Consider the following 20,723-nt stretch of genomic DNA (forward strand, 5'->3'; position numbering starts at 1 on the left):
TTAGATAGAGAAAATCCTATAAATTTTAAGATGTTTATTTTAATATTAATTATAATGAGTATAGAATTCATCTCTTATAATGTTTATACATTAGGTGGTTCTACTTTTAAAAAACTTATGGCAAATAGTGTCCATATGGTGGAAAAAATATCGGCTGTGTTAATGTGTATTATTGGATTTTGGATTATTTTAAATTGAAATTTTACATTTTTTTGATACAATCAAAAAATCATAATTTAATTTTTAAGGGAATTTATGCCAAAAGTATGGAAATTCGGAGACAACATTGATACAGATATAATTATAGCGGCTAGATACCTAAATACATCAGATCCAGATATTTTAGCTAAACATATTATGGAAGATAAATATAAAGATTTTTCCACTAAAATATCAAGTGGTGATATTATAGTCGCTGGTGAAAATTTTGGATGTGGCAGTAGTAGAGAGCATGCTCCAATAGCTTTAAAAGCAGCAGGAGTTGGAGCTGTTATAGCAAAATCTTTTGCAAGAATTTTCTACAGAAACAGCTTTAATACTGGACTTTTAATACTCGAATGCCCGCAAGTTGATGAAATTTTCGAAGGTGATGAACTTCAAATTGATATCGCAAAAGGAATAATTAAAAATTTAACTAAAAATGAAGAGTATAAATTTGAGCCAATTCCACCTTTTATGCAAGAACTTCTTAATGCAGGTGGTCTTATGAATTATGCTAAAAAAATATAAGGTGAAGTGATGAAAAAATATAATATATGTGTTATAAAAGGCGATGGTATCGGGCCTGAGATTACGACTGAGGCGATAAAAGTTTTAGATACTGTAGCTAGTAAGTTTAATTTTGATCTTAATTATGAGCATTTTTTAATGGGTGGTGCTGCTATTGATGTATTTGGAGAGCCTTTACCTGAAGAGACTTTAGAGGCTGCTATGAAATCTGATGCGGTTTTATTTGGTGCAATTGGTGGAGAAAAATGGGATAATTTAGAAAGACATTTACGCCCAGAATCTGGACTTTTAAAGCTTAGAAAAAGGTTAAATGCTTTTGCAAATTTAAGACCTGCTATTGTTTTTGATGATTTAGCAGAGGCGTCTACCATAAAGGCTGAAGCTTTAAAAGGTGTTGATATTTTAGTTGTAAGAGAGCTTACAAGTGGTCTTTATTTTGGCGAACCAAGAGGAAAAAATGAAGAAAAAGCTTTTAATACTATGGTTTATACAAAAAAAGAGATAGAAAGAATTTCAAAAATAGCTTTTGAGGCAGCAGCAAAAAGAAATAAAAAAGTCACACTAGTTGATAAAGCAAATGTATTAGAAACTAGCCAACTATGGCGTGAAGTTGTAAAAGAGATTGCAAAAGATTATCCAGATATTGTTTTGGATTTTATGTATATAGATAATGCTGCTATGCAACTAATAAGAGATCCAAAGCAATTTGATGTTATTTTAACTGAAAATTTATTTGGCGATATTTTAAGTGATGAAGCCAGTATGATATGTGGCTCTATTGGACTTCTTCCAAGTGCTAGCATTGGTGGTAGAGTTGGTATTTTTGAACCAATTCACGGAAGTGCACCTGATATTGCGGGGCAAGGTGTAGCAAATCCTATGGCTATGATTTTAAGCGCTGCTATGATGCTTAAATATGCTTTTAATGAAATTGAAGCTGCAGAGTGCATAGAAAAAGCGGTGAGGAATGTTTTAAAAGACGGGTATAGAACTGCTGATATATCTAGATTTGACGCGAAAGAAATTTGCTCTACCAATGAAATTGGCTCAATTATAAGCGATTATGTAAATAGTGATGACTGATAGGTTAACACAGGCATTGATATACGAATCGCAGGGATTTAAAAAAGATGCCTTAATAATTTATAAAGAGATATTAAAAGATGACCCCGATAATAGATATGCAAATGAGGGTATAAAGCGAATTGTTAAAAGTAAAGTAGAGGTAAAATATAATAAGAAAATGCTAGAGCTTTTTTATAGTGAAGATAAAGAAGATATAGATAAATTTAAAAGATGGTTGGTTCAAATATGAAGATAGAAGAGTTAACTAAATTAATCATAGAAGAATTAAAAGAGACAAGTAAAAACATTAATGCGGATAAAAATCTAAATTTTCAAACTAGCAACGAACATAATAACGATACTCACAAAGCTTCTACTCAAACCAATATAAATAATGGTGAAAAAGAATTTCTACTATCAGTAAAAGAGAGAATTTTAGTCCTTTTTGAAGGGCTGAACAATTTTGACAAAGGCGATATAGAAGCTAGAGTTGAACTAAATTTAAAGTTTATGGAATTTTTACTTGCAACCATTGAAGATAGACTTAAAAAACTACCATAATCAAAACTTCTTATATATAAAAGATATATTATCAAAATATACAAATAGAGCTTATTTTGTTGGAGGGTTTGTTAGAGATATTTTTTTAGGTATTACTTCAAAAGATATTGATATCGAAGTATATGACATTAATCCTTTTGAATTTGATGAGATAATGAAAAGCATTAGCGCTAAAGGTGTTGGTAAAAAATACTTTGTTTACAAATACAAAAACTATGATATCTCACTTCCTAGAACAGAAACAAAAACAGGAGTTGGACATAAAGCTTTTGAAGTTGAAATTTGCAATGATGAAGAACTAGCCTCAAAAAGAAGAGATTTTACTATAAATTCAATTATGATAAATATATTTAGTGGTGAAATTTTAGATTTTTATGGTGGATTAGAGGATTTAAAATTAAAAAGATTGAAAGTTGTAAACAAAGATAGTTTTATAGAAGATAGTCTTAGGGTTTTAAGGGGGGTTGGCTTTGCTTCTAGGTTTGATTTAATTATAGACGAAGAGAGCTTTAAGATTATGAAAAATATGAGTTTGGACGATTTAAGCATTGATAGAATTAGTGGCGAATTTAAAAAAATCTTTAAAGCAAAATACCAAGATAAGGCACTAAAAATACTTTATGAATTAGATCTAATAGAGTTTTTATTTTTAACCAAAATAGAAAAAAAAGAGGTTGCTAAAATTTCAACAATTTTAAAAGAGGGGTTAAGATATATTAAAAATGAGATGTTTTTTCTCTATATATTTTTAAATTATTTAAATTTAGATAAAGAAAAAGTTTTAAAAAGGCTAAGCTTAAATACAGTATATAAAAGAGTTATAGATGAGCCATATTTTGACAATCCTAGCGATTTTGATCTGCTAAAAGTATCTTTAGCGACGCCTTTAAAAAACTGGCTTGGATTGTATAGTGATGAGTTAATAAAAAGAGCAAAAAGTCTAGGTGTTTATGAATATAAGTTTAAAAGTAAAGTTACTGCTAAAGATGTGATCCAAGATGGCTTTAGTGGCCCAGATATCTCTAAAGAATTAAATAAAAGAAGAGAGTGTGAATTGAAAACTTTTTTAAAAAACAAAGATAGGTAAAACAAATTTTGATACAATTACTTTAAGCTTTACAAGGATAAACATGAAAAAAATAATTACATTTATATTGACATTGAGCTTAGCTTCGCATCTTTTTGGCGCAACCTGTGAAGACGAGAAGATAAAAGAGACTCTTTTGAATTTTAACGCTAATACTCCTGAGAGATTACCTGATTCAACTGTGCTTACAAAGGTTCGTTGCAAAGATGGAAGTTTAGAGTTTGCATATGATATGGAAAATATAGGCGGTATAGAGCTTTCAAAATTTAGTGATAAGCAGATTGAAGTTTTTAAAGATATGCAAAAAAACTTATTAAAAGATGTCTATTGTCTTAGTTTGAGTGGATTGCATGATCATACAAATAGCATTATTTTGATATATAGCTTAGATGAAAAGAAATTTATGGAATTTGAGTTTAAAAAGAGCGATTGCAAGTAGCTTAATTTAAAATTAACCATATTTAAAAGGAAATTTTAGGCTTATTGATATGGAAAAATGGGATAGAAAAGAGTATTTTAAGCACTATTTTTCAAATATTTCTTGCACTTATAGTTTGACTACAAAGCTCGATATTACAAAAATCAAAAATAGCAATGAAGAGTTTTGTCCAAAAATTTTACATCTCATATTCCAAGTTGTAAATAGATATGATGAGTTTAAAACATCCTTAGATAATGATGGCAGAGTTGGGATTTTTACAAAGATAAACCCATCTTATACCATTTTTCATAAAGATAGCAAAACATTTTCTTGTGTTTGGACAGAGTATTTTGAGGATTATGAAAGATTTTATAAAGAGTATTTAAGTCATAAAAAATCATTTTGGCACATTAAAAAAATTGGAACAAAGCCAAATACTCCTAAAAATGTATATAGTGTTTCAGTGATTCCATGGGAGAGCTTTGATGGGCTTAGCTTAAATCTTGAAAAAGGATAAATATTTATTGCTGATTTTTACCCTAGATAAATATTTTAAAGAAAATGATAGATATATTTTGCCTATATTCATTCAAGTTCACCATGTTGTTTGCGATGAATTTCATGTCGCTAGGTTTTAAAAGAGCTTAGGGAGTTTATAGATAGAATGCATGTTTAAGCTTAGTTTTTAGATAAAATTTAGTTTTAAAAGCCTAAATTTAGCCAAATTGATGTAAAATAAAAGTTTATTTTACGAGAGGTTATATGAAAAAATATATTTTAAAAATTGATTGCAATGACGAAAAAGGTTTGATATATAGAATTTCTGATGTTATCTTTAAATTTGGTTTTAATATAGCAAAAAACCATGAATTTGTTGATCATGAGATTAATAGGTTTTTTTATAGAGCTGAGATAATAACAGAAAATGAGATTGACAAAACTGCTATTTGTGGAACTTTAAATGCTATGCTTGGCGGCAAAGCAAATATTAGACTAAAAACATCTAAAAAGAAAGATATAGTAATTTTTGCTACAAAAGAGACTCATTGTTTAGGGGATTTGCTTATAAAAAATTATAGTAATGAACTTAATGCAAATATTTTGGCTGTTATTGCAAACCATGAAGATTTGAAAAATTTAGTTGAAAAATTTGATATACCGTTTTTTGCTATCAAATCAGATGGCAAAGAAAGAGATGAGCATGAAGCTGAGGTTTTAAAGGTTTTAGAGAAATTTGAGTTTGATTATATAATTTTAGCTAAATATATGAGAATTTTATCGCCTGATTTTGTTGGCAGATTTGAGCGTAAAATCATAAACATTCATCACTCGTTTTTGCCTGCATTTATAGGCGCAAATCCTTATAAACAAGCTCATCAAAGAGGTGTTAAAATAATTGGAGCAACTGCTCATTTTGTAAATAATGATTTAGATGAAGGGCCAATTATAACTCAAGATGTTATAAGTATAAATCATGAAATGAGCTGGCAAGATATGAGAAAATCAGGGCGAAATGTTGAAAGAAATGTATTGGCTGCTGCGCTTGATTTGGTTTTTGATGATAGGGTTTTTATGTATAACAACAAAACGGTTATTTTTTAATGTTTAATATAGTTTTAGTACACCCTCAAATTCCTCAAAATACAGGTGCTATCGGAAGACTTTGCATAAATGCTAGTTTAAATTTACACATAGTAAAGCCAACTGTTTTTAGCTTAGAGGAAAAGGCTGTTAGAAGAGCCGGGCTTGATTACTGGAAGAAGTTAAATCCTAAAATTTGGGAGAGTTTGGATGAGTTTTTAGAAATAAATAAAGATAAATTTGATAGATTCTTTTTTGCTACAACTAAGAGCAAAAAGCCATATTTTGAAACAAAATTTCAAGATGGTGATTTTTTGCTTTTTGGTGGAGAAAGCACAGGTCTTCCAATGGAACTTATGAAAAAAAATTTTGATAATGCCATTACAATTCCTATGAGCAAAGATGGTAGAAGCCTAAATTTGGCAATGAGTGTTGGAATTGTGGCTTATGAAGCAATTAGACAAAATTATAGTAGCTATAAAATAAATTTATGAAAAAAATTATATTTTTACTTTTAGTTTTTATTTATGCCTGTGCAGGAGAGCTAAAAATAGCAACTTTTAATGTTGAAAATTTATTTGATGATAAAAATAATGGCAATGAATATTATGATTTTAAGATAAAAAAAACAGGTAAATCAAATTGGAACTCGCACAAATATAATAAAAAACTAAAAGAGATAGCAAGTATTTTACAAAGTTTAAATGCTGATATTATAGCCTTGCAAGAGATTGAAAATGAAGAGGTTTTAAAAAAATTAGCTAGTAAAAGTGGCTATAGATATAAAGCCTTTTCAAAAGGTAAAAATTCTCCTGTCGGGGTTGGATTTTTATCAAAAATTGCCATAGATAATACCAAAGTTTATAAAATTGAAAATGTAAAAACTAGAGATATTTTAAGGGCTGATTTTAGCTTAGACGGTAAAAAATTTAGCCTTTACACGACACATTTTTTAACAAAAAACCCTAGAGATAAAAGCAAAAAACAATCAAGAAAACAAGATAGAATTAAAAGTGCAAAAACACTTCAAAAGGCGGTTAAAGATACAAATTTATCAGTAGTTCTGGGTGACTTTAACACAGATTATAGTGCTAGGTATGACTTTCTTTTAAAAGATATAATAAATGATGGATTTGTTAATTTATGGGATAACAAATTTGGATTTAATATAAACTCTAAAAAAAGCTCTCATATATCAGGTAGAGCAATTGATCATATACTTCTTAGCTCTAGTTTTTTTAAAAATGGTAAGCTTTTTTATAAAAATGGGAGTTTTGGTAAATTTGATGAGCTTAGATTTTTTAATACAAGAAAACGCAGTGTCTCAGATCACTTTCCTATATATTTCACTATAACAACTGATGAAAAACAATCTTTTAAATATAGTAAAAAGTTAAAAAATGAGAGTATAAATTTCCAAGAAAAGAATGTGGCTTATAAATTTTCTAGTATAGATGAAATTTATGGAAAAGATATAAAAAAACCTATTTTATTAAAAAATTTAGTAGTTATATATAAAGATAAATTTGGCATTAGCTTAGGAGATAAAGCTGGGCGGGGAGTGTATCTGTTCAGCAAAGATAACGATATAGAAACTGGCACAATGGTCGATGTGATAGTATATAAGACAAATTTTTATAGAGGAAATTTTCAGATAAGAGATTTTAGATTTAACAAAATTTACGAGCAAAAGCCAAATCTATCTAATTATCTTTTACCTGAGTCAAAGTTAAATACCGCAAGACATGGTGATGTGATAGAGAGTGTAACAGGAGATGTCAAAAATGGAAAAATACAGACAAATTTTGGTGAGTTTTTAATCTTTAGCCATAATAAAATTGTAAAAAATGGAAAAAATCAAACTTTTTACAATGTATTTTTTACAACTTATAAAGGTAAAAAGGAATTTGTGGTAAAATGATACATTATATTATGATTACTTTGTTTGTGATATTTATGATATTTTTAGTCGTAGGGTTTAACAAACAGATGATTGAAAAAAATGAAAAACGACAAGAAAATGAAAAACATAGGAAGAAAAATGAGATTATTGATTGAAATAGGCGTAGAAGAGTTACCTGCAATTCCTTTTTTAAAAGAGTTAGAAAACATAAAACCAAAGTTTATAAAACTTTTAGATGAAAATGGTTTGAGTTGTGATTTTTCTTTTGAATATACTCCAAGAAGACTTGTTATATTTAGCCAAAATTTTCCAGAAAAGCAAAAAAATGAGGAAATTCAAAGCTATGGAGCTCCTAAAAATATTGCATTGGTTGATGGGAAATGGAGCAGAGCAGCACAAAGTTTTGCTAAAAAATGCGGTATAAGTGAATATGAGCTTGAGTTTGTGCAAAAAGATGGTAAAGAGGTTTTATATTTTCAAAGCATAAAAAAAGGAAAGGATAGCTACCTGGTTTTAGAAGGCTTGATAGATGAGTTTTTGAAATCTTTAAATTTTGGAAAATCCATGAGATGGGGTGATACAGAGTATGAATTTATAAGACCTATTCGCTCAATTGCTTGTGTTTTGGACGATAAAAATGTAGATATAAAGATTTTTGGTATAAGTTCAAAAATGGCTTTTTACCCACATAGAAATTTTGGCTATGAGCTAATTAGTTTTGCAAGTATTGATGAGTATTTTAAAAAGTTACCAGAGTTTGGAGTTGTTTTAAGTAAAACAAAAAGAGAAGAGAAAATTTTAAAAGAGTTTGAAGAGATTGAGAAAAAAAGTGGGCTTAAAATAGAACTTGATAGAGATTTGCTCGATGAGATTGTTTCAATTACAGAGCACCCAACTGCCTTGCTTGGTGAGTTTGACAAAGAGTTTTTAGTTCTTCCAAAAGAGGTTATCATAACTTCTATGAAAGAAAATCAAAGATATTTTCCAGTTTTTAAAAATGATAAGCTAAGTAACCATTTTATAGTGGTTAGCAACTCACTATCTAGCGATAACAATATTATAATTAAAGGAAATGAAAAAGTTTTAAGGGCAAGACTTAGTGATGCAATGTTCTTTTGGGAAAACGATATAAAAGTTGGGTTAAAACCTGAGAGTTTAAAAGATATAGTTTATATGAAAGAGCTTGGAAGTGTTTATGAAAAAGAGCTTAGAGAGAGTAGTATAGCTTTAAAATTGGCTGATATTTATAAAGATAAATTTAGCAAGAATATAAACGAGCTTTTAAAAAGAGCTATCATGCTTAGCAAGGCTGATTTAACAACTTCAATGGTTGGAGAGTTTGGCGAGCTTCAAGGGATAATTGGAAGCTATTATGCTAAAGAGCAAAATGAAGATGAAAGTATAGTAAAAGCTATAAATGAGCAGTATCTTCCAACAGGAGAAAACAGCAAACTTCCAACATCACTTTTTTCTTCAATTGTATCACTCTCTTCAAAACTTGATAACATTATGGGGCTTTTTTCAATAGGTAAAATTCCAACAGGAAATAAGGATCCTTACGCTTTAAGAAGAGCTGCAAACGGGGTTTTAAAGATAGCTATTAATGAAAATATAAGTTTTAATTTACCTCAAATTTTAGAAGAAATTTCTAGTAACTATGCTAAATTTGATTTAAAAACAGTTGAAAACTTTATACTTGATAGATTAAATACGATTTATGATACCAACCCTTCAATCATCAATGCTTGTTTGCATAGTGGACAAAGAGATATAAAAGCTTTAAATAGTGCCATTATAGCGCTTGATGAGATAGCTAAAGATAGTGGATTTAAAGAGAAATTTACAACTTTTAAAAGGGTTGCAAATATAATTAAAGATCAAAAAATCAGCGAAGTTGATGAGAGAAGATTTGAGTTAGATGCTGAAAAAAAGCTTTATAACGAGTTTAAAAATCTAAAATTAGAACTAACTGATTATAAAGAGTATTTAAATAGCCTTTTTGGATTAAAAGATAAAATTGATAATTTTTTTGATAAAGTTATGATAAATGTTGATGATGAGAAAATCAAAGAGAATAGAGTAGCACTTATAGGACAAATTTATAAGGCATTCTTAAAAGTTGCTGATATAAAAGAGATATCAATATAAGTTAAATTATAGTTCAAATTTGATAAAATATTCAAATTTGAGTTTTATTTATTTGTGGTTAGGGCTAAGAGGATGACGGAGAAAATTTTAATAACAGGTGGAGCAGGATACATAGGAACACATACACTAGTGGAGCTTAGCAAGGCTGGTTATGAGTTTATAGTTTATGACAATTTCTCAAATTCCAAAGAAGAAGCCTTAAAAAGAGTTGAAAAAATTATAGGAAAAAGTGTAATTTTTGAAAAAGGCGATATAAGAGATACAAATAGACTAAAAGATGTATTTAGCAAGTATGAAATTGATTCTGTTATACATTTTGCAGGATTAAAAGCTGTTGGAGAGTCTGTAGAAAAGCCACTTGAATATTATGATAACAATGTAGTGGGCACTATAAAATTGCTTGAAATTATGAGAGAGTATAATTGCAAAAAGATTGTATTTAGCTCATCAGCGACTGTTTATAATGAAAAAAATGCAAAAGATTATAAACCTCTAACTGAAAAAGATCCAGTAGGAAATGTATCAAACCCATATGGCGCAACTAAGTATATGATAGAGCAAATTTTAAAAGATTTTTATATATCTGATGATACATTTAAAATGGTTATTCTTAGGTATTTTAATCCAGTTGGTGCCCATGAAAGTGGACTAATTGGAGAGGATCCAAATGGCATTCCAAACAATCTTATGCCATATATTTCACAAACTGCTGCTGGAAAAAGAGAATTTTTAAGTGTATTTGGAGGGGATTATGATACAGTTGATGGCACAGGGGTAAGAGACTATATACATGTGGTTGATTTAGCAAATGCTCATGTTAAAGCCTTAGAGTATCTAAACAAAGAAGTTTTTGATGCAAAAAATTCCATATTTAACATTGGAACAGGAAATGGATACTCTGTGCTTGATATGGTAAAAGCCTTTGAAAAGGCTAGTGGTAAAAAAGTGCCTTATAAAATAACTAAAAGAAGAGCAGGAGATATTGCTATATGTTATTCAGACCCATCTCTTGCAAAAAAAATCTTAAACTTTAAAGCAACTAAAACACTTGAAGATATGTGCAAGGATAGTTGGGGGTTTCAAAGTAAAAATGCAACCGGGTAGTGGGTATTGAAAATAAATTAATTTAGAGGAAACTATGGAAAAAAAATTGTGTGTTATTGGGCTCGGATATGTGGGATTGCCACTAGCTCATGCTTTTAGTAAAAAGTATAAAGTTATAGGTTTTGATATAAATGAATTAAGAATTGAAGAGCTAAGCAATGGGTTTGATAGGACATTGGAGCTTTCAAAAGAGCAAGTAGAAGAGGCCAAAAAAAATGGGATGACTTTTTCAAATAAGCTAGAAGATATAAAAGACTGTAATATTTATATAGTAACAGTTCCAACTCCAGTTGATAGTAAGAATAAACCCGATTTAACTCCTTTGATAAAATCATCAGCAACCATAGGTAAAGTCCTTAGCAAGGGAGATATCGTTATATACGAAAGCACTGTTTATCCAGGAGTTACTGAAGAAATTTGTGTTCCTGAACTTGAAAAGACTTCTGGGCTTAAATTTAATAAAGATTTCTTTTGTGGATACTCTCCTGAACGTATAAATCCAGGCGATAAAGAGCATACTGTTAGTAAAATTTTAAAAATCACAAGTGGAAGCACCAAAGAGATTGCAGATGTTGTTGATAAGCTTTATCAAAGCATAATAACAGCAGGAACTTTTAAAGCAACTTCTATAAAAGTAGCAGAGGCGGCAAAAGTTATAGAAAATACTCAAAGAGATGTTAATATTGCACTGGTTAACGAACTTGCTTTGATATTTGATACCATGGGCATAGATACCAACGAAGTTATAGAAGCAGCGGCTACTAAGTGGAATTTTATAAAGTTAAAACCAGGTCTTGTTGGCGGGCATTGTATAGGAGTTGATCCATACTATCTTACTTTTAGAGCAGAAGAGTTGGGATATACTCCAAATTTGATCCTAGGTGCTAGACAGATAAATAATGCAATGGGTAAATATATAGCAGAAAAAACTATAAAAATTCTAATAGACAATGACAAAAAAATTAAAAATTCAAATATTTTAGTTTTGGGTGTTACCTTTAAAGAAAATTGCCCAGATGTAAGAAATACTAAGGTTATAGATATAGTTGATGAGTTGCGTAAATATGGAACTAATGTAGATATTTATGACCCGTGGGTGGATTTAAGTGAAGAAAAAACACACTTTACTCATGAGCTAATGGCTAAAAATCCTTTTGAGCTTGAGAAAAAATATGATGCTATAGTTGTAGCAGTTGCCCATGATGAGTTTATAAAACTAACTAAAGAGGATTATAAAAGTATTTCAAATGGAAAAGAAATTTTAATAGATATTAAAGGGATTTTGGAAAATCCTGACTGGAGGTTATAATTATGGAAAAGAAAAAATTTGCACTAATAGGTGCTTCAGGATATATAGCACCAAGGCATATGAAAGCTATTACTGAAACTGGAAACGAGCTTATAGCAGCACTTGATCCATATGATGGTATAGGCATTATGGATTCGCATTTTCCACAAGCAAATTTCTTCACTGAATTTGAAATGTTTGATAGTTTTATAGACAGATACCATAGAGAAAATTCAAAAAAGATAGACTATATAGCAATAACCACTCCTAACTATTTACATAAATCCCATATAAGCTTTGCTTTAAGAGCTGGATGTGATGCGATATGTGAAAAACCACTTGTTTTAAACCCTAGTGATATTGATGATTTAAAAGTAATAGAAAAAGAGACAGGCAAAAAGACAAATAACATTTTTCAGTTAAGATTGCACCCATCTATAATAGCTTTAAAAGAAAAAATAACAAAAGAGCTAAAACAAAACCCAGATAAAGTCTATGACATAGACCTTACATATTTAACAAGCAGGGGAAAATGGTATTTTGTTTCATGGAAAGGCGATGAGAAAAAATCAGGAGGCATAGCTTCAAATATCGGTGTTCACTTCTATGATATGCTTTGTTGGATATTTGGTGAGGTTAAGGAAAATATAGTTCATCTAAAGACTCCAGATGTTAATGCTGGCTGGCTTAAATTAGAACATGCAAATGTTAGATGGTTTTTGTCAGTAAATTATGACTATATTCCACAAAACATTAAAGAGAGCGGTCAAACTACCTATAGATCTATAAAAGTAGATGGGGATGAGATAGAATTTTCAGGCGGTTTTAGAGACCTGCACACAAGATCATATGAAGAGATATTAAAAGGAAATGGATTTCATTTAGATGAAGCTTATAATAGCATTAGAACAGTTTCTACAATTAGAAATTCTGATGTTATAGGGCTTAAGGGCGAGTATCACCCATTTTGTAAAAAGGTTAAATAATGGCAAAGTTTTTTTCTCATGAATCTTCATATGTAGATGAAAATGTAAAAATTGGTGACAATACTAAAATTTGGCATTTTTCACATGTTCTTAACGGAACAACTATAGGAGATAACTGCTCATTTGGTCAAAATTGCGTAGTTGGCCCAAATGTAAAAATTGGCAATGGTGTAAAAGTTCAAAATAACATAAGTATTTATGAGGGTGTAGAGGTCGAAGATGATGTCTTTTTAGGACCTTCTATGGTTTTTACAAATGTTATAAATCCAAGATCTTTTATAGTAAGAAAAGAGGAATTTAGAAAAACACTTCTAAAAAAAGGCTCTTCAGTTGGTGCAAATGCAACTATAGTTTGTGGTGTTACAATAGGACAATATGCACTTATTGGAAGTGGTGCTGTAGTAAATAAAGATGTAAAACCGTATGCTTTGATGGTTGGAGTTCCAGCCCGTCAAATTGGCTGGGTAAGCAAGGCAGGAAATACACTTAAATTTGATGAAAACAATGAAGCGGTTGATAGCTTTGACGGTAGTAAATATAAAATAGAAAATGAAAATTTAATTTTGATAAAAGAGTAGAAGATGAAAATAGATTTTGCAAATTTACAAAAACAACATGAACTTTATAAAGATGAGATTGAGGCAGCTTTGTTAAAAGTTGCTAGAAAATGTAACTTTATAATGGGAGAAGAGGTGGGTCTTTTAGAAGATGAACTTTGCAAATTTAGTGGTGCAAAGCATGCTATAACTTGCTCAAATGGAACTGATGCACTTTTGCTAGCTTTAATGGCACTTGATATCAAAGATAAAGATGAGGTTATAACTTCTCCTTTTACATTTATATCAACAGCTGAGGTTGTGGCTATGGTTGGTGCAAAGCCTGTTTTTGTGGATGTTGATGAGAAGAGCTATAATATAGATGCAAATTTAATTGAGGAAAAAATAACATCAAAAACAAAAGCAATCATCTCAGTTTCACTATATGGACAGCCAAGCGATATAGAAAAGATAGAGCAAATTTGCAAAAAATACAAAATAAAACATATAATTGATGGTGCTCAAAGTTTTGGCTCAACCTATAATGAAAAATGTGATAGTGCATTAGCAGATATCTCTTGCACATCTTTTTTTCCAGCTAAGCCACTTGGATGTTATGGCGATGGTGGTGCTGTTTTTACAAAAGATGAAGAGATTGCAAGTAAACTTAGAATGCTTAGAATTCATGGTCAAGACAGAAGGTATCATCACAAATATATTGGAATTGGTGGAAGACTTGATACAATTCAAGCAGCAGTTTTAAGGGTAAAACTCTCTCATTATGAAAAAGATTTAAGTTTAAGAAGAGAAGTGGCTAAAAAATATGATAAATTTTTACAAGATAAAGATGTAATTTTGCCTTTTACTGCTAAAAATGTAAATTCAGCTTGGGCACAATACTCAATCAGGGTTAAAAATAGAGATGTTGTTCAAGACAGGTTAAAACAGGCTGGAGTGCCTACGGCGGTTCACTATCCTATGCCACTTCACTTGCAAGAGTGTTTTGGGTATTTAGGCTATAAAAAAGGCGATTTTCCTATAGCTGAACTAGTTTCTAGCGAAGTTATGAGCTTACCTATGAATCCATACTTAAGCGATGAAGAGATAAAATATATAGTAGAAAAGATATAGTTTGTTAAATAAATTAAAACCAAAATCGGAATTTACTAAAAATGTTTTAACCCTAATGACAGGAACTACGATAGCTCAAGCTATACCCGTCGCTATAAGCCCTATACTTACTAGGATATATACTCCTGAAGATTTTGGGGTTTTTGCTATATTTGTAGCTATAACATCAATCTTAGGGAGCATTGCAAATGGTCGCTATGAGTTAGCTATAATGCTTCCAAAAAAAGATGAAGATGCTATAAATTTAGTTGCTTTAGGTATTTTGATAACCCTTTCTATATCTTTAGTTTTTTTAATTATAATTATTGTGTTACATGGATATATCGTAGAAAAGTTAAATAATCAAGCCATAGGTTTTTGGCTATATTTTGTACCATTATCTATACTTTTAATAGGATTATGGAACGTTTTAAATTATTTTAATAATAGAAAAAAATACTATAAAGATTTAACTAAGGCGACGATAATAAAGTCAATAGTTATGGCTATAGCTCAACTTATTATAGGTTTTTTAAAACAAGGGCCATCTGGTTTAATAGGGGGAAACATCATCTCTCAATTCTTTGCGAATACTAAGCTATTTTTAAATATTACAAAAGAGAAAAAATTACTTAATAGTGTAAAAAAACCAAAAATAATAGCTCTGGCAAAAAAGTATAGAAAATTTGTTGTCTATGGAATACCATCAACATTATCAGATACTGGTGCTTTACAATTACCGTATTTAATGTTGCCAAAAATATTTGACTTATCCATAGCAGGTCATTTTGCTATAGCCAAAAGGGTTATATCTATTCCAGCTGGAATTATATCAAAATCTATTTCCCAGGTTTTTTTTCAAACATTATCATCGAGGGAAAAAAATAAAGAAGATGGTTTTGCATTGCTTATTCAAACTATAAAAAAATTAACGATAATATCTTTTTTTGCAAGTTTAATTTTGTTCATTTCTAGTCCATATTTATTTACATTTATTTTTGGTAGCAATTGGGCAGTCTCTGGCAAAATTGCTCAATATTTAGCACTTATATTTTTTATAACCTTTATCGTCTCTCCTTTGAGTATTTCTTTTTCTGTTACAATGGAGCTTCACAAGATAGCTATATGGCAAATTTCCTATTTAATCTCTACATTTTTGTTTTTTTTGTTTTTCATATTTAATAAAATTGATCTTGAATTATTTTTGTTATTATTTACTATACATGAATATATTTTCTATTCAGCATATTTATATATAATAATAAATACAGTTAAAAAAATGGATAAAATAAATAAGGATAAAAATAAAACATGTGTGGAATAACTGGAATAATAAGCAAGAATAAACTTAATAAAAAAGTTATTGAAGCTATGACAAAAACTTTAATACATCGTGGTCCTGATGGTTTTGGATATTACTATGGTAAAAATTTTATTTTTGGACATAGAAGACTTTCAATAATTGATATAAGTGAAGCTGGTCATCAACCTATGGAATACATCGATAGATATGTTATAACATATAATGGTGAAATTTATAATTACATTGAGATTAAAAATGAATTAGAAGCAAACGGCTATGAATTTAAAAGTCACACAGATACAGAAGTAATTATGGCAAGCTATGATGCTTGGGGTGTAAAATGTCTAGATAAATTTAATGGTATGTGGGCATTTGTTATATATGATAAACAGGAAGATAAATATTTTATGTCTAGAGATAGATTTGGCAAAAAACCTTTTTATTATTATAAAAATGAAGATACTTTTATTTTTTCTTCTGAGATAAAAGCTATTTTAACCCATCCAGAAGTAAAAACTTCTCCAAATATAACTTTTTTAGAAGATTATGTAAAATATGGATGCAAAGAGTATACAAAAGAAACAGCCTTTGAAAATATTTATAGGTTTGATTTTTCATCTTATTTTGAAGGTAAATTTGAAGATATAATAAATTCTTTTGTTCAAATAAAATTTTGGAGGTTGAAACCAAATTTGTCAAATGAAAATTTTGATGAAGAAAAATTAAAAGAATATGCCAAAAAATATTATGAACTTTTAGAAGATGCAGTAAGGATAAGACTAAGAGCTGATGTTAAAGTTGGTTCAGCTTTGTCTGGAGGGCTAGACAGTAGTTCTATTGTTTATCTAGTAAATAAACTATTGAAAGAACAAGGAAAAGAAGACTTGCAGGAAACATTTTCTAGTGTGTATAAAAGTGCTGAAACAAAATATTGTGATGAAAGTGAGTTTATAGATAAAGTTGCAAATTATCTAAATGTTCACTCAAACCAAATAGAGCCAAAAGAAAAAGATGTGCCAAGAGAACATTCAAAAATGATTTGGTATGTGGAAAACCCACCAGAAGGTACCTGTATGTCTGGGTGGTATACATTTAAGCTTGTATCTCAAACTGATGTAAAAGTTACTTTAGATGGTCAAGGTGCAGATGAGCAACTAGGTGGGTATTTATCATACTTAATAAACTATATGGTTTCATTAGATATTTTTAATATGATTAAAGAAACTAAATACTGGTTTAAAATACCAAATGCAAGTAAATATGTTAATATAGGTATTATAATAGGTCTTTTTAGAAAAATATTTGGTGATATATTTACAAAAAAAATTATTAAATTTTTTTTCAAAAGAGACTTTGAGTTTAATTTAAATCAAAAACTTGCAAATGATATAAATACAAAATTAATAACTTTAATACACTATTCTGATCATATTTCAATGGCTCATAGTATAGAATCTCGTATGCCTTTTATGGACTATAGATTGGTTGAATTTTTAGCTTCGGTTCCAGCTTGTTATAAAATGAGAAATGGCTGGACCAAATATATCGCAAGAGTTGCTTTTGATGGTAAATTGCCAGATGAAATAACTTGGAGAAGAGACAAAATGGGTTGGCCTATTCCTGAGAATTACTGGTTTAAGGGAAATTTAAAAGAGTGGTTTATACAAAAAGTTGAAAGTTCATCATTAGTTAAAGAGTTAGCTCTAAATTTAAATATCAAACAAGAGCTAGATAAAAATACAAATATAGTAAAATTAATAAGATATTTAAATATTGTAGAGTTTGAAAATTTATTTTTAGAAAAATAAATTTTCATTGTGAAATATTATAATTTTAAAAAGGATATGCTGTATTGTTTAAAAGAATATTAAAATATATTAAAACTAGATTGTATGTTAATGAAACTATTATTTTATTTTTTTTAGAACAATTTCAAAATCAAATTTCCAAGGTAGAAATAAAGTATGCTACATATGATAATCTAAAAGATATTTTGAATTTCCAAGACAAAAGATACATCAAAATATTTGAAAATTTTTTAAATATAGGCGACAAAGGATACTTTGCATATTTAAATGATAAATGCGTTCATAGAAGTTGGGTTAAGTTCAATGAACAGATAGTTTATCCCCATTTTGCAAGCTCATATAAGTTAAAGAAAGATGAAATTTTTATTCATTATTGTGAAACATCGCTAGAGGCAAGAGGACAAAATATTTACCCGCATGTTCTCTCTGTAATTTGTAATGAACATAAGTTAAATAAAATTTTAATAGCCATAAATGAAAAAAATATACCATCTTTAAAAGGAGCAAAAAAAGTGGGATTTTGTGAACTATATAAAATACATGTACTAATAATATTAGGAATAAAATTTGTTAAATATGAAAATAAAAAATAATTTAAAAAGAGATGAAAATAATATGACAAACAAAGAAAAGTATAGAGAATTTTGTAAAAAAGAAAAAGATATTCCTATTTTTAGTAAAGATTGGTGGTTAGATGCTGTTTGTGGTGAGGATGATTGGGATGTTGCTTTAGTCGAAAAAAATAATAATATTGTGGCAAGTTTCCCTTATAGAATTACATATAAATATATATTTAAATTAATACATATGCCAACACTTACTCAGCAGATTGGAGTGCATATTAAATATCCAGAAAATCAATCATACTATAAAAGAATTTCTTGGGAAAATCAATTAATTTCAGAACTTATAGATAAATTACCAAAATTCGATTATTTTTGTCAAAATATTCATTCCAATAACTCTAATTGGTTGCCTTTTTATTGGAAAGGTTTTAATCAAACCACTCGTTATACTTATAGATTATATAATATAAAAGACATAGAGCAAATTTTTAATAATTTTTCTCATTCAAGAAGAAAAGATATTAAAAAAAATCAAAATAAAATTAATGTTAAATTTGATTTAGATTTTAATCAATTTTATGAATTACAGAAAAAAATGTACAAAAATGTAAGCTTTTCTAAAGAATTATTTAGCAAAATTTATCATTCTGTATATAAGAATGAATCCGGAAGAGCTATATATGCAATAGATGATGAAAAAAATATACATTCTGCTTTGTTTATTATGTGGGATAGCTGTTGTGCTTATTATATATTAACTTGTATAAATCCTAATTTTCGTAATAGCGGAGCTGATAGTTTACTTATTTATGAGTCTATAAAATATGTATCTCAATTTGTTGATGTGTTTGATTTTTTTGGTAGCATGATGGAGAAAGTAGAGCCTGTAAGAAGAAGCTTTGGTGCAGTTCAAGTTCCATATTTTACTATTACAAAAACTAATTCTAAAATTTTAAAAATTCGAGAGCTTATTAAAGAGATAGTTAAATGATAAAAATTGTAACACCAGATAATAATAAACAAGAAAGAAAATATATCCTTGATATAATATTCAATGAATTTTTAGGGTTAGAGTATATCTTAGAGTATAAAAAAGATTTTGAGTTTTGGCAAATAGAGCTTGAAAATGGTAAAAAAATAAAATTTAAAGATAGTTTTTTTAATAAATTCCCAAATGAGTTAGAATATTTAAAGCTCGAAAACATACCAGATAAAGTTGAATTCGTGACAAATAAATTTTTAGCTGAAGAAGATATTCCTATGATTTATGGAAGTTCTGATATAAAAGTTTTTAATGATGAGATAGTTTGTGGTATAGATATCTTTGCATCTGGTTTTTTTATGCTTACTCGCTGGGAGGAGTATGTAAATAAAAATAGAGACTCTCATGATAGATTTCCAGCATATGAAAGTTTGGCTTACAAGCAAGGATTTTTAGATAGACCTGTAGTGAATGAATACTTAGAAATGTTAAAAAATATGATGATAGGTTTAGATGAAGAATTGGAATTTAAAAAAAGAAAATTTGAATTTATATTAACTCATGATGTAGACCATATTTATAAATGGGATACACCTAAAAAATTTATTAGGCATTTATGTGGGGATATTATTTTAAGAAAATCATTTAAAGAATTTTTTAAAAGTATTTTGTACTACATTAAAGTTAGAATAAAAATAGTCAATGATCCATATGATACATTTGATTATTTAATGAATGTAAGTGAAAAAATAGGAACAAAGTCTTATTTTTTCTTTATGGCTGAAGGTTTAACTAATTTTGATAATAGATATAAAACAGATGATAAAATAGTTGTTGAACTATTTAATAAAATTAAATCAAGAGGACACTATATAGGAATACATCCAACATATAATGCATATAATGATAAATCACAATTCAAAAATGAAAAAAAAGAATTAGAAGAAAATTTTGGAGTTAAAATTAGTTTTGGCAGAGAACACTATTTAAGATTTGAACTTCCTAATACTTGGCAGATTTGGGAGGATAATGAGATGCAGTGGGATAGTACGCTTGGTTATGCCGACAAAGAAGGTTTTAGATGTGGTGTTTGCTATCCATATAGTGTTTTTAATGTATTAACACAAAAAAAACTTAATCTAAAAGAAAAGCCGTTAATTGTAATGGATGGAAGTTTAAAAGAACAAAAAAATATGAATAGTACACTAATGACTGAAAAAATTTTAAAATTAATAAAAAAAACGAAAAAATATAATGGAGAATTTGTCTTTTTATGGCATAATAGTAGTTTTAATGTATGTGAATGGAGAGAATATAATGTTTCATACGAAAGTGCAATAATTGAGATAGCATGAAAAAATTTTTTTTTGAATTTATAATTTTAGTATCCATTAAGCTAATATTAGATTATGAATACATATTTTTTGTATTTGAAAATTATGAGTATATGGGGTTTAATTATAATTTTGATATAAATTTATATATAGTTGGTTGGCTAATATATATATTAATATATATATTAATATATATTAAAAGAAATTTATA

General features: G+C 28.6%; 21 protein-coding genes and 1 pseudogene. All 22 read left to right on the forward strand.

Going from position 1 to position 20,723, the window contains the following annotated elements; all coding sequences use genetic code 11:
- Positions 1-255: 255 nt before the first annotated feature.
- The 22 genes and pseudogenes from CBLAS_RS03540 to CBLAS_RS03645 all read left to right on the forward strand — a co-directional run bounded on the left by CBLAS_RS03540 (position 256) and on the right by CBLAS_RS03645 (position 20,533).
- Positions 256-729, forward strand: a complete 474-nt coding sequence (locus CBLAS_RS03540; protein WP_106870222.1) for a 3-isopropylmalate dehydratase small subunit — start codon at positions 256-258, stop codon at positions 727-729.
- A 9-nt stretch (positions 730-738) separates the two neighbouring features.
- Positions 739-1,812 (forward strand): 3-isopropylmalate dehydrogenase, encoded by a 1,074-nt coding sequence (gene leuB / locus CBLAS_RS03545; RefSeq protein WP_106870224.1) that lies wholly within the window; start codon positions 739-741, stop codon positions 1,810-1,812.
- Entirely contained in the window at positions 1,805-2,044 is a 240-nt protein-coding gene (locus tag CBLAS_RS03550; protein WP_106870226.1) for a hypothetical protein, read from the forward strand. The genes leuB and CBLAS_RS03550 overlap by 8 nt, the downstream gene beginning before the upstream one ends.
- Positions 2,041-2,355, forward strand: coding sequence for a CiaD-like domain-containing protein (locus CBLAS_RS09750; RefSeq protein ID WP_106870228.1), 315 nt, complete (start codon positions 2,041-2,043; stop codon positions 2,353-2,355). The genes CBLAS_RS03550 and CBLAS_RS09750 overlap by 4 nt, the downstream gene beginning before the upstream one ends.
- On the forward strand, positions 2,318-3,442 hold the full coding sequence (locus tag CBLAS_RS03560) for a tRNA nucleotidyltransferase/poly(A) polymerase-related protein (RefSeq protein ID WP_106870230.1): 1,125 nt from the start codon (positions 2,318-2,320) through the stop codon (positions 3,440-3,442). The genes CBLAS_RS09750 and CBLAS_RS03560 overlap by 38 nt, the downstream gene beginning before the upstream one ends.
- Positions 3,443-3,485: 43 nt before the next feature.
- Complete coding sequence (locus tag CBLAS_RS03565) at positions 3,486-3,881, forward strand: hypothetical protein (protein WP_106870233.1); 396 nt, start codon at positions 3,486-3,488, stop codon at positions 3,879-3,881.
- A 49-nt stretch (positions 3,882-3,930) separates the two neighbouring features.
- Positions 3,931-4,501, forward strand: a pseudogene (locus tag CBLAS_RS03570) (CatA-like O-acetyltransferase).
- 124 nt (positions 4,502-4,625) lie between these two features.
- Positions 4,626-5,465 (forward strand): formyltetrahydrofolate deformylase, encoded by an 840-nt coding sequence (purU, locus tag CBLAS_RS03575; protein WP_106870235.1) that lies wholly within the window; start codon positions 4,626-4,628, stop codon positions 5,463-5,465.
- Positions 5,465-5,938 (forward strand): tRNA (cytidine(34)-2'-O)-methyltransferase, encoded by a 474-nt coding sequence (locus tag CBLAS_RS03580; RefSeq protein ID WP_106870237.1) that lies wholly within the window; start codon positions 5,465-5,467, stop codon positions 5,936-5,938. The genes purU and CBLAS_RS03580 overlap by 1 nt, the downstream gene beginning before the upstream one ends.
- Positions 5,935-7,365 carry an endonuclease/exonuclease/phosphatase family protein gene (locus CBLAS_RS03585; protein ID WP_106870239.1) on the forward strand — a complete coding sequence of 477 codons (1,431 nt, stop codon included), beginning with the start codon at positions 5,935-5,937 and terminating at the stop codon, positions 7,363-7,365. The genes CBLAS_RS03580 and CBLAS_RS03585 overlap by 4 nt, the downstream gene beginning before the upstream one ends.
- Positions 7,362-7,502, forward strand: a complete 141-nt coding sequence (locus tag CBLAS_RS03590; protein WP_172658176.1) for a hypothetical protein — start codon at positions 7,362-7,364, stop codon at positions 7,500-7,502. The genes CBLAS_RS03585 and CBLAS_RS03590 overlap by 4 nt, the downstream gene beginning before the upstream one ends.
- Positions 7,486-9,495 carry a glycine--tRNA ligase subunit beta gene (gene glyS, locus CBLAS_RS03595; RefSeq protein WP_106870241.1) on the forward strand — a complete coding sequence of 670 codons (2,010 nt, stop codon included), beginning with the start codon at positions 7,486-7,488 and terminating at the stop codon, positions 9,493-9,495. The genes CBLAS_RS03590 and glyS overlap by 17 nt, the downstream gene beginning before the upstream one ends.
- 72 nt (positions 9,496-9,567) lie before the next feature.
- Positions 9,568-10,599: a UDP-glucose 4-epimerase GalE gene (galE, locus tag CBLAS_RS03600; protein WP_106870243.1), complete on the forward strand. Its 1,032-nt coding sequence runs from the start codon at positions 9,568-9,570 to the stop codon at positions 10,597-10,599.
- A 34-nt stretch (positions 10,600-10,633) separates the two neighbouring features.
- Positions 10,634-11,908, forward strand: coding sequence for a nucleotide sugar dehydrogenase (locus CBLAS_RS03605; RefSeq protein ID WP_106870245.1), 1,275 nt, complete (start codon positions 10,634-10,636; stop codon positions 11,906-11,908).
- Positions 11,908-12,873: a Gfo/Idh/MocA family oxidoreductase gene (locus CBLAS_RS03610; protein WP_106870247.1), complete on the forward strand. Its 966-nt coding sequence runs from the start codon at positions 11,908-11,910 to the stop codon at positions 12,871-12,873. Before CBLAS_RS03605 ends, CBLAS_RS03610 begins: the two co-directional genes overlap by 1 nt.
- Complete coding sequence (locus CBLAS_RS03615) at positions 12,873-13,451, forward strand: acyltransferase (protein WP_106870249.1); 579 nt, start codon at positions 12,873-12,875, stop codon at positions 13,449-13,451. The genes CBLAS_RS03610 and CBLAS_RS03615 overlap by 1 nt, the downstream gene beginning before the upstream one ends.
- 3 nt (positions 13,452-13,454) lie before the next feature.
- On the forward strand, positions 13,455-14,540 hold the full coding sequence (locus CBLAS_RS03620; protein WP_106870251.1) for a DegT/DnrJ/EryC1/StrS family aminotransferase: 1,086 nt from the start codon (positions 13,455-13,457) through the stop codon (positions 14,538-14,540).
- Position 14,541: 1 nt separating this feature from the next.
- A complete protein-coding gene (locus CBLAS_RS03625) occupies positions 14,542-15,843 on the forward strand; it encodes a lipopolysaccharide biosynthesis protein (protein WP_106870253.1) in 1,302 nt (433 codons plus the stop codon).
- Complete coding sequence (asnB, locus tag CBLAS_RS03630) at positions 15,831-17,630, forward strand: asparagine synthase (glutamine-hydrolyzing) (protein ID WP_106870256.1); 1,800 nt, start codon at positions 15,831-15,833, stop codon at positions 17,628-17,630. The genes CBLAS_RS03625 and asnB overlap by 13 nt, the downstream gene beginning before the upstream one ends.
- A gap of 44 nt (positions 17,631-17,674) precedes the next feature.
- On the forward strand, positions 17,675-18,223 hold the full coding sequence (locus tag CBLAS_RS03635; RefSeq protein ID WP_106870258.1) for a hypothetical protein: 549 nt from the start codon (positions 17,675-17,677) through the stop codon (positions 18,221-18,223).
- On the forward strand, positions 18,207-19,187 hold the full coding sequence (locus CBLAS_RS03640; protein WP_241517571.1) for a methicillin resistance protein: 981 nt from the start codon (positions 18,207-18,209) through the stop codon (positions 19,185-19,187). Before CBLAS_RS03635 ends, CBLAS_RS03640 begins: the two co-directional genes overlap by 17 nt.
- The gene (locus CBLAS_RS03645; protein ID WP_106870260.1) at positions 19,184-20,533 is read left to right on the forward strand and encodes a polysaccharide deacetylase family protein; all 1,350 of its coding nucleotides are present in this window, start codon (positions 19,184-19,186) and stop codon (positions 20,531-20,533) included. Before CBLAS_RS03640 ends, CBLAS_RS03645 begins: the two co-directional genes overlap by 4 nt.
- Positions 20,534-20,723: the final 190 nt, after the last annotated feature.

Source organism: Campylobacter blaseri (assembly GCF_013201895.1).
In the GTDB taxonomy this organism is placed as follows: Bacteria; Campylobacterota; Campylobacteria; order Campylobacterales; family Campylobacteraceae; genus Campylobacter_B; species Campylobacter_B blaseri.